The 15,767-nt window shown below is 66.0% G+C and carries 9 protein-coding genes, 1 tRNA gene and 3 rRNA genes; 10 read left to right on the top strand and 3 right to left on the bottom strand.

Annotated features, from left to right (window positions below):
* The first annotated feature begins 27 nt into the window (after window positions 1–27).
* Both dapB and AB5J87_RS09535 read left to right on the top strand, forming a co-directional pair.
* A complete protein-coding gene (dapB, locus tag AB5J87_RS09540) occupies window positions 28–780 on the top strand; it encodes a 4-hydroxy-tetrahydrodipicolinate reductase (protein WP_369375951.1) in 753 nt (250 codons plus the stop codon).
* 15 nt (window positions 781–795) lie between these two features.
* Complete coding sequence (locus tag AB5J87_RS09535; RefSeq protein WP_369375950.1) at window positions 796–1,236, top strand: hypothetical protein; 441 nt, start codon at window positions 796–798, stop codon at window positions 1,234–1,236.
* Window positions 1,237–1,312: 76 nt separating this feature from the next.
* Here AB5J87_RS09535 and AB5J87_RS09530 read toward each other — a convergent pair whose 3' ends face one another.
* Together AB5J87_RS09530 and AB5J87_RS09525 are read right to left on the bottom strand one after the other, a co-directional pair.
* The gene (locus AB5J87_RS09530; RefSeq protein ID WP_369375949.1) at window positions 1,313–1,870 is read right to left on the bottom strand and encodes a PH domain-containing protein; all 558 of its coding nucleotides are present in this window, start codon (window positions 1,868–1,870) and stop codon (window positions 1,313–1,315) included.
* A gap of 139 nt (window positions 1,871–2,009) precedes the next feature.
* Window positions 2,010–2,258, bottom strand: coding sequence for a hypothetical protein (locus tag AB5J87_RS09525; protein ID WP_369375948.1), 249 nt, complete (start codon window positions 2,256–2,258; stop codon window positions 2,010–2,012).
* Window positions 2,259–2,454: 196 nt separating this feature from the next.
* On the opposite strand from AB5J87_RS09525, the gene thyX reads away from it, so the two are divergent.
* The 8 genes from thyX (at window position 2,455) to AB5J87_RS09485 (ending at window position 12,784) form a co-directional block, all read left to right on the top strand.
* Entirely contained in the window at window positions 2,455–3,195 is a 741-nt protein-coding gene (gene thyX / locus AB5J87_RS09520; RefSeq protein WP_369375947.1) for an FAD-dependent thymidylate synthase, read from the top strand.
* 221 nt (window positions 3,196–3,416) lie between these two features.
* Entirely contained in the window at window positions 3,417–4,316 is a 900-nt protein-coding gene (dapA, locus tag AB5J87_RS09515; RefSeq protein WP_369375946.1) for a 4-hydroxy-tetrahydrodipicolinate synthase, read from the top strand.
* A gap of 134 nt (window positions 4,317–4,450) precedes the next feature.
* On the top strand, window positions 4,451–6,136 hold the full coding sequence (locus AB5J87_RS09510) for a ribonuclease J (protein ID WP_369375945.1): 1,686 nt from the start codon (window positions 4,451–4,453) through the stop codon (window positions 6,134–6,136).
* Window positions 6,137–6,669: 533 nt separating this feature from the next.
* A 16S ribosomal RNA gene (locus AB5J87_RS09505) occupies window positions 6,670–8,195 on the top strand.
* A gap of 280 nt (window positions 8,196–8,475) precedes the next feature.
* A 23S ribosomal RNA gene (locus AB5J87_RS09500) occupies window positions 8,476–11,600 on the top strand.
* Window positions 11,601–11,678: 78 nt separating this feature from the next.
* A 5S ribosomal RNA gene (rrf, locus tag AB5J87_RS09495) occupies window positions 11,679–11,795 on the top strand.
* Together the 16S, 23S and 5S rRNA genes form the textbook arrangement of a ribosomal RNA operon.
* A 98-nt stretch (window positions 11,796–11,893) precedes the next feature.
* Window positions 11,894–12,577 carry a DegT/DnrJ/EryC1/StrS family aminotransferase gene (locus tag AB5J87_RS09490; RefSeq protein ID WP_369375944.1) on the top strand — a complete coding sequence of 228 codons (684 nt, stop codon included), beginning with the start codon at window positions 11,894–11,896 and terminating at the stop codon, window positions 12,575–12,577.
* Between the two features lie 134 nt (window positions 12,578–12,711).
* Window positions 12,712–12,784 (top strand) — tRNA-Thr (locus tag AB5J87_RS09485).
* A gap of 112 nt (window positions 12,785–12,896) precedes the next feature.
* Here AB5J87_RS09485 and AB5J87_RS09480 read toward each other — a convergent pair.
* Window positions 12,897–15,599 carry a SpoIIE family protein phosphatase gene (locus AB5J87_RS09480; RefSeq protein WP_369375943.1) on the bottom strand — a complete coding sequence of 901 codons (2,703 nt, stop codon included), beginning with the start codon at window positions 15,597–15,599 and terminating at the stop codon, window positions 12,897–12,899.
* Between the last annotated feature and the right edge of the window lie 168 nt (window positions 15,600–15,767).

The following is a 15,767-nucleotide window of genomic DNA, read 5'->3' as shown; positions in this document are numbered from 1 at the left end:
CGTACGCAAGGACGTAAGGAAGCAAGCATGAGCAAGCTGCGCGTGGCGGTCCTCGGCGCCAAGGGCCGGATCGGCTCCGAGGCGGTACGGGCCGTGGAAGCGGCCGAGGACATGGAGCTGGTGGCCGCGCTGGGCCGGGGCGACAAACTGGAGACGCTCGCCGACGCGGGCGCCCAGGTGGTGGTCGAGCTGACCACCCCGGCCTCGGTCATGGGCAACCTCGACTTCTGCGTGCGCCACGGCATGCACGCGGTCGTCGGCACCACCGGCTGGACCGAGGACCGCCTCGCACAGCTCACCACCTGGCTGGACGGCTCGCCGTCCACCGGTGTGCTCATCGCGCCGAACTTCTCCATCGGCGCCGTCCTGACCATGAAGTTCGCCCAGCTCGCCGCCCCCTACTTCGAGTCCGTCGAGGTCGTCGAGCTGCACCACCCGAACAAGGTGGACGCGCCGTCCGGCACCGCCACGCGCACCGCGCAGCTGATCGCCGCCGCCCGCGCCGAGGCGGGCGTCGGCCCCGCGCCGGACGCCACGGCGACGGGGCTGGACGGGGCGCGCGGCGCGGACGTCGACGGCGTCCCCGTCCACGCGGTCCGGCTGCGCGGTCTGCTGGCCCACCAGGAGGTGCTCCTGGGAACCGAGGGCGAGACCCTGACGATCCGTCATGACTCGCTCCACCACAGCAGCTTCATGCCGGGCATCCTGCTCGGCGCGCGCCGCGTGGTCTCCACTCCCGGCCTGACCTTCGGGCTGGAACACTTCCTCGACCTGAACTGAGCTGGACTGCCGGTCATGCGCGCAAAGATCACTTACTTCCTCACGGCCGCCGTCCTGGTCTTCTACTTCGTCCTGGTCGGCAGCCGCGGCGTGATGCTCATCCAGGACGGCAAGCTGATCACCGTCACCATGGGGATCGCCGTCCTGGTGCTGCCGCTGATCGGCATCTGGTTCCTCTGGGCCAACACCCGCTTCGTGACCCGGGCCAACGCCCTGGCCGCCGAGCTGGAGGCCGAGGGCGGGCTGCCGGTCGACGAACTGGTCCGCACCCCCGGCGGGCGCATCGACCGGGACTCGGCCGACGCGGTCTTCGCCCGCCGCAAGGCCGAGACGGAGGACGCGCCGAACGACTGGCGCTGCTGGTTCCGCCTCGCCGTCGCCTATCAGGACGCCCGGGACACCCCCCGGGCCCGCAAGGCCATGCAGCGGGCGATCACGCTCCGCGAGGCGGAGTAGGACGGCCGTGGGAGACGGGTGAGGGGCGGGGCCGCACGGCCCGCCCCTCACCCGTTCCTCCGATGACGCCGCGGCGTCAGGGGCGTCCGTACTCCGCGCCCCACGCCTCCACCGTGTCCGCCGCCCGGTCGAACGCCTCCACCCGGGACAGGAAGTCCGCGTTGTGGTCGGTGAACAGCACCGGCAGCACCGCGCCGCCGGGCCGGGAGGCGAGCAGCGCCTGACCCTGCACGGTGCGCGGCAGCCCGAGCCAGCGCACCGGCTGCTGGACCGTCCGTACGTCCGTGATCTGCTGCCACGGCAGCGTCGTGGTGCGCAGGAAGCCCACCCGGCGCAGACCGGCCCCGCTGACCCAGACGCCCATGCGCAGCAGTCTCAGCGCCGACGTGATCACCGCGAGGGCGATCACCAGGACCGCGACCGCCGCCGCCGGACCACCGGTGAACGCGATGATCACTGCGGCGAGCAGGACGAACGAGGCGAGCAGCAGCATCACCGCCGCCGCTCCGACCCGCCAGGGGCCCGGGCGGTAGGGGCGCCGCCACTGGTCGTGGTCGTCGAACGGCAGCGCTACACGGTCGCCGTCGGCGGGCGCATCGAATGCGCGGTCGGCCGTCAGGAAGGGCAGGGGCACGACTGATCCTCACTCACAAGCACGCTCGATTGGCTGTGCCCGGTGAGGCTACCCAGGAGGCCGACGCACGACCACCTTCGGGGGGTCGCGGGGCGCGCCTCCCAGCCCATTCGGGTGGTGGCGGGTCCCCGGGGGCGCGTCAGCGGCCGTCGGACGCCTGGGACTGCTGGGAGTGGCCCGGCGCCTCGCTCGGCGACAGCGCGGGCAGCCCGAACAGCAGCGAGCCCGCGAGACCGGCCACCACGGTGAGCCCGACCAGCGTACGGCCCACTATTCGCCCGGCGCCCAGCCGCTCGCGGGGCGGTGGGGTGACATTGCTGCGGAACCGGTCGGCCTCCGCGACGAAGGCGAAGGGAACGGACCGGACGGGCGTGCGCCGGCGCAACATGAGGGGCTGCTCCTTGATGTGAGAGGCGAGGGGAGATTCAGGGCGGATGCGTCTACTGGTACAGACGCACGGAGTTGACGGATGGTGCCCGAATTCCCCGAATTGGCCGAACAATTCTTTGACAGTTCGTCAGGGCCGGGGTTGTCGGTGCCGGGCCGTAGAGTGGTCGCGCCGCAACAACTGGAAGGACCCGTCGGTGACCGACACCCCCGCCGCAGACCTCAAGCCCAGCTTCCGCAGTGACATCACCGTCGAGCTGGTGAAGCACACCGCCGGTGACTCCGACGTGCTCTGGGCCGCCCGCGTCTCGACCGCCGGCGAGCAGTCCCTGGAGGAGCTGCAGAAGGACCCCGAGCGCTCGCGGGGCCTGATCAACTACCTGATGCGGGACCGGCACGGCAGCCCCTTCGAGCACAACTCGATGACGTTCTTCATCAGTGCCCCGATCTTCGTGTTCCGCGAGTTCATGCGGCACCGCGTGGGCTGGTCGTACAACGAGGAGTCGGGCCGCTACCGGGAGCTCCAGCCGGTCTTCTACGTCCCGGGCGCCGACCGCAAGCTGGTCCAGCAGGGCCGCCCCGGCAAGTACGAGTTCGTCGACGGCACCGAGGCCCAGCAGGAGCTCGCGACCCGCGCGATGGAGGACTCCTACCGCCAGGCGTACGAGGCGTACCAGGAGATGCTCGCGGCCGGTGTCGCCCGCGAGGTCGCCCGCGCGGTGCTCCCGGTCGGCCTGTTCTCGTCCATGTACGCGACGTGCAACGCCCGCTCGCTGATGCACTTCCTGGGTCTGCGCACCCAGCACGAGCTGGCGAAGGTGCCCTCCTTCCCGCAGCGGGAGATCGAGATGGTCGGCGAGAAGATGGAGGAGCAGTGGGCGAAGCTCATGCCGCTCACCTACGCCGCCTTCAACGCCAACGGTCGCGTCGCGCCGTAGCGGAGTGAATCGGTCCGCACAAACGGAGTGAATCGGTCCGCACGGGCACAGATGTGCGGATAGTTCGCGGAAAGTGTCCGTATTGCGGCGTTTCGCGAAGTTCATCTAGGCTGATCAAACGGACCCGGCACTGCTTGAACCCCCGAGCAGGCAGTGCCGGGCTCCTCTGCCACGTCCCCCGAGGGGACACCCTGCGCTGAGCAGCGAGTAGCGTGTTACCCATGGCTCCGATCTCCACTCCGCAGACCCCCTTCGGGCGGGTCCTCACCGCCATGGTCACGCCCTTCACGGCGGACGGCGCACTCGACCTCGACGGCGCCCAGCGGCTCGCCGTCCATCTGGTCGACGCAGGCAACGACGGACTGATCGTCAACGGCACCACCGGCGAGTCCCCGACCACCAGCGACGCGGAGAAAGACCAACTCGTACGAGCCGTACTGGAAGCGGTAGGAGACCGGGCCCACGTCGTCGCCGGCATCGGCACCAACGACACGCGCCACACCCTGGAGCTGGCCCGCACCGCCGAGCGCTCCGGCGCGCACGGCCTGCTGGCCGTCACGCCCTACTACAACAAGCCCCCCCAGGAGGGCCTGTACCGGCACTTCTCGGCCATCGCCGACGCCACCGAGCTCCCGGTGATGCTCTACGACATCCCCGGCCGCAGCGGTGTCCCGATCGACACCGAAACCCTGGTGCGCCTCGCCGAGCACCCGCGTATCGTGGCCAACAAGGACGCCAAGGGTGACCTGGGCCGCGCCAGCTGGGCCATCGCCCGCTCCGGCCTCGCCTGGTACTCGGGCGACGACATGCTCAACCTGCCGCTGCTCTCGGTCGGCGCGGTCGGCTTCGTCTCGGTCGTCGGCCATGTCGTCACCCCCGAGCTCCGCGCCCTCCTCGACGCCTACCTCTCGGGCAACGTCCAGAAGGCCACCGAGATCCACCAGCGCCTGCTCCCGGTGTACACGGGCATGTTCCGCACCCAGGGCGTGATCACCACCAAGGCCGCGCTCGCCCTCCAGGGTCTGCCCGGCGGACCGCTGCGACTGCCGATGATCGAGCTGACGGCCGAGGAAACCGCCCAGCTCAAGATCGATCTTGCGGCCGGCGGGGTACAGCTCTGACTCCAGCGGGGTAAAGCTGTCACCACAGACTTCACAACTGAATACGCAGAACCCAACAAACAACAGCAAGTGCACGAATGTCATGCGCGCCACGTGCCTTAGAGGTACGTGGCGTGTGTGGTGAGGAGAGTCTTTTGAGTCATCCGCATCCCGAACTCGGCACCCCGCCGAAGCTTCCCAAGAACGGCCTGCGCGTCACCCCCCTCGGCGGTCTCGGCGAAATCGGCCGAAACATGACCGTCTTCGAGTACGGCGGTCGCCTGCTCATCGTCGACTGCGGCGTCCTCTTCCCCGAGGAGGAGCAGCCGGGCGTCGACCTGATCCTGCCGGACTTCAGCAGCATCAGGGACCGCCTCGACGACATCGAGGGCATCGTGCTCACGCACGGCCACGAGGACCACATCGGTGGTGTCCCGTACCTCCTGCGCGAGAAGCCGGACATCCCGCTGATCGGCTCCAAGCTGACCCTCGCGCTGATCGAGGCCAAGCTGCAGGAGCACCGCATCCGCCCGTACACGCTGGAGGTCGCCGAGGGCGACCGCGAGCGCCTGGGCCCCTTCGACTGCGAGTTCATCGCCGTCAACCACTCCATCCCGGACGCCCTCGCGGTGGCCATCCGCACCCCCGCGGGCCTGGCCGTCGCCACCGGCGACTTCAAGATGGACCAGCTCCCGCTGGACGGTCGCCTCACCGACCTGCACGCGTTCGCCCGGCTGAGCGAGGAAGGCATCGACCTCCTCCTCTCCGACTCGACGAACGCCGAGGTCCCCGGCTTCGTACCGCCGGAGCGGGACATCTCCAACGTGCTGCGCACGGTCTTCGCCAACGCGGACAAGCGGATCATCGTGGCCAGCTTCGCCAGCCATGTGCACCGCATCCAGCAGATCCTCGACGCCGCCCACGAGTACGGTCGCCGGGTCGCCTTCGTCGGCCGCTCGATGGTCCGCAACATGGGCATCGCGCGCGACCTCGGCTACCTCAACGTCCCGGCCGGCCTGATCGTCGACGTCAAGACGCTCGACGACCTGCCGGACGACGAGGTCGTGCTCGTCTGCACCGGTTCGCAGGGCGAGCCCATGGCGGCCCTGTCCCGCATGGCCAACCGCGACCACCAGATCCGGATCGTCCAGGGCGACACCGTGATCCTGGCGTCGTCCCTGATCCCGGGCAACGAGAACGCGGTCTACCGCGTGATCAACGGACTGACCCGCTGGGGCGCCAACGTCGTCCACAAGGGCAACGCCAAGGTGCACGTCTCGGGCCACGCCTCGGCCGGCGAGCTGCTGTACTTCTACAACATCTGCAAGCCGAAGAACCTGATGCCGGTCCACGGCGAATGGCGTCACCTGCGGGCGAACGCGGAGCTCGGAGCCCTCACCGGCGTTCCGAAGAACCACATCGTCATCGCCGAGGACGGCGTGGTCGTCGACCTGGTCGACGGCGCCGCGAAGATCGTCGGCAAGGTCCAGGCGGGTTACGTGTACGTGGACGGCCTCTCGGTCGGCGACGTGAACGAGGCATCGCTCAAGGACCGCCGCATCCTCGGCGACGAGGGCATCATCTCGGTCTTCGTGGTGGTCGACTCGACCACCGGCAAGATCGTGAGCGGCCCGACGATCCAGGCCCGCGGCTCCGGCATCGAGGACTCGGCGTTCACGCCGGCGCTCTCGAAGATCGAAGAGGCGCTGAACAAGTCCGCCCAGGACGGAGTCGTCGAGCCCCACCAGCTCCAGCAGCTGATCCGCCGCTCGGTCGGCAAGTGGGTCTCGGACACCTACCGCCGCCGCCCGATGATCCTGCCGGTCGTCGTCGAGGTCTGACGACCCGTCATGTACTGACGGCGTACGCCCGGAGCGGGGCCCCTCGATTTGCATCGGGGCGCCCCGCTCCAGTACGTTTACATCTCCTCCAGACGGGAACCCGACACCTTCGCGTGTCATCGGCGTCATCGACGCGGGAGCCCGGACGGGAAGGAAATTCCGACTCAGAACTTCTGATAAAGTCGGAGCCGCCGGAAAGGGAAGCGCGAAAGCGAAGACCTGGAAAGCACCGAGGAAATCGGATCGGAAAACGATCTGATAGAGTCGGAAACGAAGGAAGCGCCCGGAGGGCCCGGAAACGGGAACAAAGGAAGCGTCCGTACCTTGAGAACTCAACAGCGTGCCAAAAGTCAACGCCAGATTGACAACCCCGGCCCACCGCTCGTCGGTTGGGTTGGAGGTTCCTTTGAAAAGTCCTGCCGGTCCATGTGACGGGCAGGCAACAACACAGCGAGGACGCTGAGGACGACTGGTCTTATTCCGGCCTGGTCGTTCCGCTCTTACGTGTGTGTGCACCGGATTACCGGTAAACATTCATGGAGAGTTTGATCCTGGCTCAGGACGAACGCTGGCGGCGTGCTTAACACATGCAAGTCGAACGATGAACCACTTCGGTGGGGATTAGTGGCGAACGGGTGAGTAACACGTGGGCAATCTGCCCTTCACTCTGGGACAAGCCCTGGAAACGGGGTCTAATACCGGATACGACCTGCCGAGGCATCTTGGCGGGTGGAAAGCTCCGGCGGTGAAGGATGAGCCCGCGGCCTATCAGCTTGTTGGTGGGGTAATGGCCTACCAAGGCGACGACGGGTAGCCGGCCTGAGAGGGCGACCGGCCACACTGGGACTGAGACACGGCCCAGACTCCTACGGGAGGCAGCAGTGGGGAATATTGCACAATGGGCGAAAGCCTGATGCAGCGACGCCGCGTGAGGGATGACGGCCTTCGGGTTGTAAACCTCTTTCAGCAGGGAAGAAGCGCAAGTGACGGTACCTGCAGAAGAAGCGCTAACTAACTACGTGCCAGCAGCCGCGGTAATACGTAGGGCGCAAGCGTTGTCCGGAATTATTGGGCGTAAAGAGCTCGTAGGCGGCTTGTCACGTCGGATGTGAAAGCCCGGGGCTTAACCCCGGGTCTGCATTCGATACGGGCTAGCTAGAGTGTGGTAGGGGAGATCGGAATTCCTGGTGTAGCGGTGAAATGCGCAGATATCAGGAGGAACACCGGTGGCGAAGGCGGATCTCTGGGCCATTACTGACGCTGAGGAGCGAAAGCGTGGGGAGCGAACAGGATTAGATACCCTGGTAGTCCACGCCGTAAACGTTGGGAACTAGGTGTTGGCGACATTCCACGTCGTCGGTGCCGCAGCTAACGCATTAAGTTCCCCGCCTGGGGAGTACGGCCGCAAGGCTAAAACTCAAAGGAATTGACGGGGGCCCGCACAAGCAGCGGAGCATGTGGCTTAATTCGACGCAACGCGAAGAACCTTACCAAGGCTTGACATATACCGGAAACGGCCAGAGATGGTCGCCCCCTTGTGGTCGGTATACAGGTGGTGCATGGCTGTCGTCAGCTCGTGTCGTGAGATGTTGGGTTAAGTCCCGCAACGAGCGCAACCCTTGTTCTGTGTTGCCAGCATGCCCTTCGGGGTGATGGGGACTCACAGGAGACTGCCGGGGTCAACTCGGAGGAAGGTGGGGACGACGTCAAGTCATCATGCCCCTTATGTCTTGGGCTGCACACGTGCTACAATGGCCGGTACAATGAGCTGCGATGCCGCGAGGCGGAGCGAATCTCAAAAAGCCGGTCTCAGTTCGGATTGGGGTCTGCAACTCGACCCCATGAAGTCGGAGTTGCTAGTAATCGCAGATCAGCATTGCTGCGGTGAATACGTTCCCGGGCCTTGTACACACCGCCCGTCACGTCACGAAAGTCGGTAACACCCGAAGCCGGTGGCCCAACCCCTTGTGGGAGGGAGCTGTCGAAGGTGGGACTGGCGATTGGGACGAAGTCGTAACAAGGTAGCCGTACCGGAAGGTGCGGCTGGATCACCTCCTTTCTAAGGAGCACAGCACCGATTGCAGGCAAATGTTCTGCACGGTCAGCTCATGGGTGGAACGTTGACTATTCGGCACTTCCTCAAGGGATTTCACTAGTACTGCTTCGGCGTGGAACGTGACAGACCGCGGGGGAGGGCCGGGCACGCTGTTGGGTGTCTGAAGGCACGGGCCTGGCCCGTTGTACTTCAGTCGCCGGCCCCAGTGCACTCACCACGTTGTGGTGGGGTGATGGGTGGCTGGTCGTTGTTTGAGAACTGCACAGTGGACGCGAGCATCTGTGGCCAAGTTTTTAAGGGCGCACGGTGGATGCCTTGGCACCAGGAACCGATGAAGGACGTGGGAGGCCACGATAGTCCCCGGGGAGCCGTCAACCAGGCTTTGATCCGGGGGTTTCCGAATGGGGAAACCCGGCAGTCGTCATGGGCTGTCACCCATGCCTGAACACATAGGGCATGTGGAGGGAACGAGGGGAAGTGAAACATCTCAGTACCCTCAGGAAGAGAAAACAACCGTGATTCCGGGAGTAGTGGCGAGCGAAACCGGATGAGGCCAAACCTACGGCGTGTGAGACCCGGCAGGGGTTGCGTCGTGGGGGTTGTGGGATCTCTCTTCTGTCGTCTGCCGGCGACAGGACGAGTCAGAAACCGTTGATGTAGGCGAAGGACATGCGAAAGGTCCGGCGTAGAGGGTAAGACCCCCGTAGCTGAAACATTGACGGCTCGTTTGAGAGACACCCAAGTAGCACGGGGCCCGAGAAATCCCGTGTGAATCTGGCGGGACCACCCGCTAAGCCTAAATATTCCCTGGTGACCGATAGCGGATAGTACCGTGAGGGAATGGTGAAAAGTACCGCGGGAGCGGAGTGAAATAGTACCTGAAACCGTGTGCCTACAAGCCGTGGGAGCGTCGCGCATTGAGTTTACTCAGTGCGTCGTGACTGCGTGCCTTTTGAAGAATGAGCCTGCGAGTTAGCGGTGTGTAGCGAGGTTAACCCGTGTGGGGAAGCCGTAGCGAAAGCGAGTCCGAACAGGGCGTTTGAGTTGCACGCTCTAGACCCGAAGCGGAGTGATCTAGCCATGGGCAGGTTGAAGCGGAGGTAAGACTTCGTGGAGGACCGAACCCACCAGGGTTGAAAACCTGGGGGATGACCTGTGGTTAGGGGTGAAAGGCCAATCAAACTCCGTGATAGCTGGTTCTCCCCGAAATGCATTTAGGTGCAGCGTCGTGTGTTTCTTGCCGGAGGTAGAGCACTGGATAGGCGATGGGCCCTACCGGGTTACTGACCTTAGCCAAACTCCGAATGCCGGTAAGTGAGAGCGCGGCAGTGAGACTGTGGGGGATAAGCTCCATGGTCGAGAGGGAAACAGCCCAGAGCATCGACTAAGGCCCCTAAGCGTACGCTAAGTGGGAAAGGATGTGGAGTCGCAGAGACAACCAGGAGGTTGGCTTAGAAGCAGCCACCCTTGAAAGAGTGCGTAATAGCTCACTGGTCAAGTGATTCCGCGCCGACAATGTAGCGGGGCTCAAGCGTACCGCCGAAGTCGTGTCATTGACGCATGAAGGGCCAACGCCCGCGTTGATGGGTAGGGGAGCGTCGTGTGCCGGGTGAAGCAGCCGCGGAAGCGAGTTGTGGACGGTTCACGAGTGAGAATGCAGGCATGAGTAGCGATACACACGTGAGAAACGTGTGCGCCGATTGACTAAGGGTTCCTGGGTCAAGCTGATCTGCCCAGGGTAAGTCGGGACCTAAGGCGAGGCCGACAGGCGTAGTCGATGGACAACCGGTTGATATTCCGGTACCCGCTTTGAAACGCCCAATATCGAATCCATTGATGCTAAGGCCGTGAAGCCGCCCTGGAGCCTTCGGGCAAAGGGGAGTGGTGGAGCCGTCGATCCAAGGTGGTAGTAGGTAAGCGATGGGGTGACGCAGGAAGGTAGTCCAGCCCGGGCGGTGGTTGTCCCGGGGTAAGGGTGTAGGCCGTGTGGTAGGCAAATCCGTCACACGTTAAGGCTGAGACCTGATGCCGAGCCGATTGTGGTGAAGTGGATGATCCTATGCTGTCGAGAAAAGCCTCTAGCGAGTTTCATGGCGGCCCGTACCCTAAACCGACTCAGGTGGTCAGGTAGAGAATACCGAGGCGTTCGGGTGAACTATGGTTAAGGAACTCGGCAAAATGCCCCCGTAACTTCGGGAGAAGGGGGGCCATCGCTGGTGATCCGATTTACTCGGTGAGCTGGGGGTGGCCGCAGAGACCAGCGAGAAGCGACTGTTTACTAAAAACACAGGTCCGTGCGAAGCCGTAAGGCGATGTATACGGACTGACGCCTGCCCGGTGCTGGAACGTTAAGGGGACCGGTTAGCTTGGATTCGTCCAGGCGAAGCTGAGAACTTAAGCGCCAGTAAACGGCGGTGGTAACTATAACCATCCTAAGGTAGCGAAATTCCTTGTCGGGTAAGTTCCGACCTGCACGAATGGCGTAACGACTTCTCGACTGTCTCAACCATAGGCCCGGTGAAATTGCACTACGAGTAAAGATGCTCGTTTCGCGCAGCAGGACGGAAAGACCCCGGGACCTTTACTACAGTTTGATATTGGTGTTCGGTTCGGCTTGTGTAGGATAGGTGGGAGACTGTGAAGCTTGTACGCCAGTACAGGTGGAGTCGCCGTTGAAATACCACTCTGGTCGTGCTGGATGTCTAACCTCGGTCCGTGATCCGGATCAGGGACAGTGTCTGATGGGTAGTTTAACTGGGGCGGTTGCCTCCTAAAGAGTAACGGAGGCGCCCAAAGGTTCCCTCAGCCTGGTTGGCAATCAGGTGTTGAGTGTAAGTGCACAAGGGAGCTTGACTGTGAGACCGACGGGTCGAGCAGGGACGAAAGTCGGGACTAGTGATCCGGCGGTGGCTTGTGGAAGCGCCGTCGCTCAACGGATAAAAGGTACCCCGGGGATAACAGGCTGATCTTCCCCAAGAGTCCATATCGACGGGATGGTTTGGCACCTCGATGTCGGCTCGTCGCATCCTGGGGCTGGAGTCGGTCCCAAGGGTTGGGCTGTTCGCCCATTAAAGCGGTACGCGAGCTGGGTTTAGAACGTCGTGAGACAGTTCGGTCCCTATCCGCTGTGCGCGTAGGAGTCTTGAGAAGGGCTGTCCCTAGTACGAGAGGACCGGGACGGACGAACCTCTGGTGTGCCAGTTGTCCTGCCAAGGGCATGGCTGGTTGGCTACGTTCGGAAAGGATAACCGCTGAAAGCATCTAAGCGGGAAGCCTGCTTCGAGATGAGGACTCCCACCACCTTCGAGTGGGTAAGGCTCCCAGTAGACGACTGGGTTGATAGGCCGGATGTGGAAGCACCGTAAGGTGTGGAGCTGACCGGTACTAATAGGCCGAGGGCTTGTCCTCAGTTGCTCGCGTCCACTGTGTTAGTTCTGAAATAACGAACAGCCGTGTTGTTGCCCGGTTTCGTTAATTTCATAGTGTTTCGGTGGTCATAGCGTTAGGGAAACGCCCGGTTACATTCCGAACCCGGAAGCTAAGCCTTTCAGCGCCGATGGTACTGCAGGGGGGACCCTGTGGGAGAGTAGGACGCCGCCGAACAAATTTTCAACGCTGGTCCCCGAGCTTCGGCTCGGGGACCAGCGTTTTTTTATGCCCGCTCACCTGTTGTTCACGTGGTGCGAGCACCATGCCCAGCTATGGGGATCATCGCAAGGCTGGAGTCCGCCGACCTCTCGGCCGGGGACGAAGTGATCGTGCCGGCGTACGACGACGGCGGGGTGGCCAGGGCCGTCGTGGCGGCCGGAGCCGTGCCGGTGTTCGCCGACATAGACCCGGACAGCTACTGCCTCGGCCTCGGGGGCATCGAAGCCGTGGTCACCTCGCGGACCGCCGGGCTCGTCCTCGTGCACCGCTTCGGGCACCCCGCCGACTCCGAGCAGTTCCGGCAGCTGGCCGAGAGGCTCGGGCTGCTGCTCGTCGAGAAGGACGAGGACGAGGGCGGGCGCACCACGGTTGACCTGGTACAACGGCGGGAGCGGGCCGGGTACTTGGACCGGCGGCTGATCGGCGTGCGCACCCCCGTACCGGCCGTGGGGCACGGGTATCAGCGGTACGTCGTGCGGGTGCCCGGCAACGGGCGGCCCGACCGGGACGCGTTCGCGCGGCTGTTGCGGCGGCGCGGGGTGGAGTGCGAGGTGCCGGTGCTCACGCCCGTGCACCGCACGCGGGAGTTCCGGCGGGTCGGGTGCGTGCTGCCGGAGACCGAGCGGGCCGTCGACGAGACGTTGGCGCTGCCGCCGCTGGACGGCCTTTCGGACGCGGGCGTACGGAAGTTGGTGGCCGTGTGCAATGCGCTGGGAGGGCTGCTCCAGCCCGCCTAGCCGGGTGCGCGGGCACGGTCGGGAACGTGCCCGCGAGGCTTTCCCGCGGAACGGGTGCGCGTGGTTCGGAACACCGTCTGATTCAGGGTATGCTTAATCTCGTTGGTGAGGGGGAAGCCCCGAAACAACAACCGGCCCCTATAGCTCAGTCGGTAGAGCGTCTCCATGGTAAGGAGAAGGTCTGCGGTTCGATTCCGCATGGGGGCTCAGAACTGAAAGGCCCCGCCCAATTGGGCGGGGCCTTTCGCGTATCCGGGGAGGCGCCGGATCGAGCAGGCCGTGGCCCCGGGGCGGTTGCCGCCCCGGGTGCCCGGTCCGTTCAGTGCCTCGGCTGTTCCGGAATGCGCATCGACAGGATCGCCATGTCGTCGGACGCGGGCTCGGCGGCAAAGCGTTCCACCGCGCGCAGGACGCGGGCCGCAACGGCGCCGGCGGTCAGGCCCGTACAAGTGGCGAGGACGTCGGTGAGGCCGTCGTCTCCCAACATGCGGGTACCCTCCCGGCGTTCGGTGATGCCATCCGTGACGCAGAGCAGGACGTCGCCCGGATCCAGGACGACCGTCTGCTCGTACAGCTCCAGGTCTTCCATGACGCCGAGCAGCGGCTGCGGTTCGGCGGCCGGTTCCACGCTGCCGTCCTGGCGCAGGCGCAGCGGGAGCGGATGGCCCGCGCAGACGACCTTGAGGAGGGCGCTGCCGTCCTCCTGGGGCCACAACTCGCCGTAGAGGAGCGTCAGGAAGCGGCTGCGGGCGCCCTCGTCGAGGATCGCCGCGTTGAGCCGCTCCAGGACCGCCGGGCCGCCGAAGCCCTCGCGGGCGAGGAGGCGGAGTGCGTGGCGGGCCAGTCCCGTGACGGCTGCCGCCTCGGGGCCGGTGCCGCAGACGTCGCCGATGGCGAAGCCGTAGGCGCCGTCGCGGATCGGGAACAGGTCGTAGAAGTCGCCGCCCACCTCGTTGCCCTCGCCGGCCGCGCGGTAGATCACCTCGACCTCGACGCCGGGGACCTGGGGCAGGCCGGGCGGGAGCAGGCTGCGCTGGAGGGAGCGGCTGATGGCCATGCGCTCCGAGTACAGCCGGGCGTTGTCGAGGGCGAGGGCGGCCCGGCGGGAGAGGTCTTCCGCGAGCTCCAGGATCTCCTGGCGGAAGTGGTCGTCGGAGGGCTTGCCGAGGGTGAGCATGCCGATGACGCGGTTGCGGGCGACGAGGGGCAGCACGACCGTCTCGCCGCCGACGGCCGCCGCCGTGGACAGCGTGGTGCCGAGGCCGCTGCCCAGGTGCGGGCTGCTGCCGAGGCCGATGTCGCGCATGGAGGTGCGCAGCGCGGCCTGGTGGGCCGCCTCGCCGGGGGCGGTCCAGACGCGGGCGCCCGGGGTGGGGACGGGCTCGGGCGGGTCGATCTTGGACAGGAGCGCCTTGAGGCCGTCGATGCGCTCCTCGTCCTCGTGCAGGACGTAGGACAGGTAGGGGTCGGACGCCTGGTCCGCGATCGTGTAGACCGCGCACCAGGTGGCCAGGGTCGGCACGGTCATCTGTGCCATCAGGGCCAACGTCTGGTCGCGGTCCAGGGTTCCCGCCAGCAGGTCGGAGGCTTCCACGAGGAAGCTCAGCGATCCGCGGCGCAGCCGTTCGAGCTCGCCCAGGCGGGCGGACTCGACGGCGAGCGCGATGCGGTCGGCGGCGAACTGCAGGCGCAACGCCTCTTCGTTGGAGTAGCGGCCCGGCGCCTCGGCCGCGACGCCCAGGGAGCCGGTGAGGCGGCCCTCGACCTTGAGCGGGACGGTGACGACCGAGCGCATGCCGGAGCCGCCGAGGATCGGTACGGCGCCGGGTACGGCGGCGAGGTCGTCGTGGACGGCGGGCATGCGGGCCGAGCCGTAGCGGCCGGTGCCGGCTTCGACGGGCACGCGCGCGAAGCGCTGGCGGGCGGACGGGAGGCCGGTGGTGGCGCGTACTTCGAGTTCGGTCTCGTCGTCGGTGGCCAGCAGCAGGAAGGCGGCGTCGCCGTCGAGCATGTCCCGGGCGCGTTCGACGGTGCGTTGCAGCAGTCCGTCGAGGTCGTCGGGGGCGGGGGAGCCGATGAAGACCTCGAAGGGGTCGACGTTGCGGCTCTCGCCCAGGGAGGCGGCGTCGGCGGCGGGGGCGCGGACGGGGGTCTGCAGGACGGCCCGTTCGTCGTCGCGCACGAGGAGGCAGACCGTGGAAGGCTCGCCATGGGTGTCGCGTACCCGCAGATGTGACGCGTACACGGGCAGGACGCGGCCGTCGGCGCCGCGGATGCCGTAGCTGCCTTCCCAGCGCGAGAGTTGGAGGGCCTCGACGATGCCGGTGGAGGTGCCGGGGGTGTGCGGCCAGGCCGCGAAGTCGGTGAGGGGCTTGCCGGTGACCTGTTCGGCCGGGTAGCCGAAGAGCTCCTCGGCGTCCTCGTTCCAGGCGCGCACGGCGCCGGTGCGGTCGATCTGGATGACGGCGACGCGGACCCTGCTCTCGGCGACCGGCAGCAGTTCCACGGGCAGGGCGGGCCCGGCCGAGCGGGTGCCGACGCGGCGGGCGGGCAGGTCGAGCTGGAACCAGACGTGCTTCTGGGTGGGGGTGTACTCGACGCCCCAGCGGGAGGCGATGGCGGCGCAGAGCAGCAGGCCGCGGCCGTTCTCCCGGTCGGGGGCGGCGATGTCGGAGGGCGATCCGGAGAGCGGGACTTCCCGTTCGGGGTAGTGGTCGGCGACCTCGACGCGGACGCCGTCCTCGGAGCGCAGGCACAGCACGTCGGCGGCGGTGCCGGCGTGGACGACCGCGTTGGTGACGAGTTCGCTGGTCAGGACGACGGCGTCGTCCACGACGTCCGCGTATCCCCAGCCCTGGAGGGTGTCGCGCACGAAGGCGCGGGCGGTCGCGACGGAGCGCCCGACGGGTTCGAAACTGGCTGCCGCCCGCGCGGTGATCACAGAACTCCTCGTACGCGTCTCGACACCCGGTTTCCCCTGCCGGGGTCCGGGAAGGTGCCCCCCGGGAATCAACACTCCCATGTGTGGCTCGTCCCCTCCGGTGTCCCGTGGTCGTCCTTGTGGCGCCCGGGGCCCCGGGCTCGAAGGAGCAGGGGGCGACCCCGCCACCGGACGGACCGGGGCGGTTGGACAGCCGGAAGCCAGGTTACTTACCTTCACTGTCCTGGCGGATGCCGGTCACCAGTGTTT

The organism is Streptomyces sp. cg36, from assembly GCF_041080675.1.
In the GTDB taxonomy this organism is placed as follows: Bacteria; Actinomycetota; Actinomycetes; order Streptomycetales; family Streptomycetaceae; genus Streptomyces.
The sequence above is the reverse complement of the archived record's forward strand: the minus strand, read 5'-3'. Positions and strand labels throughout refer to the sequence as shown.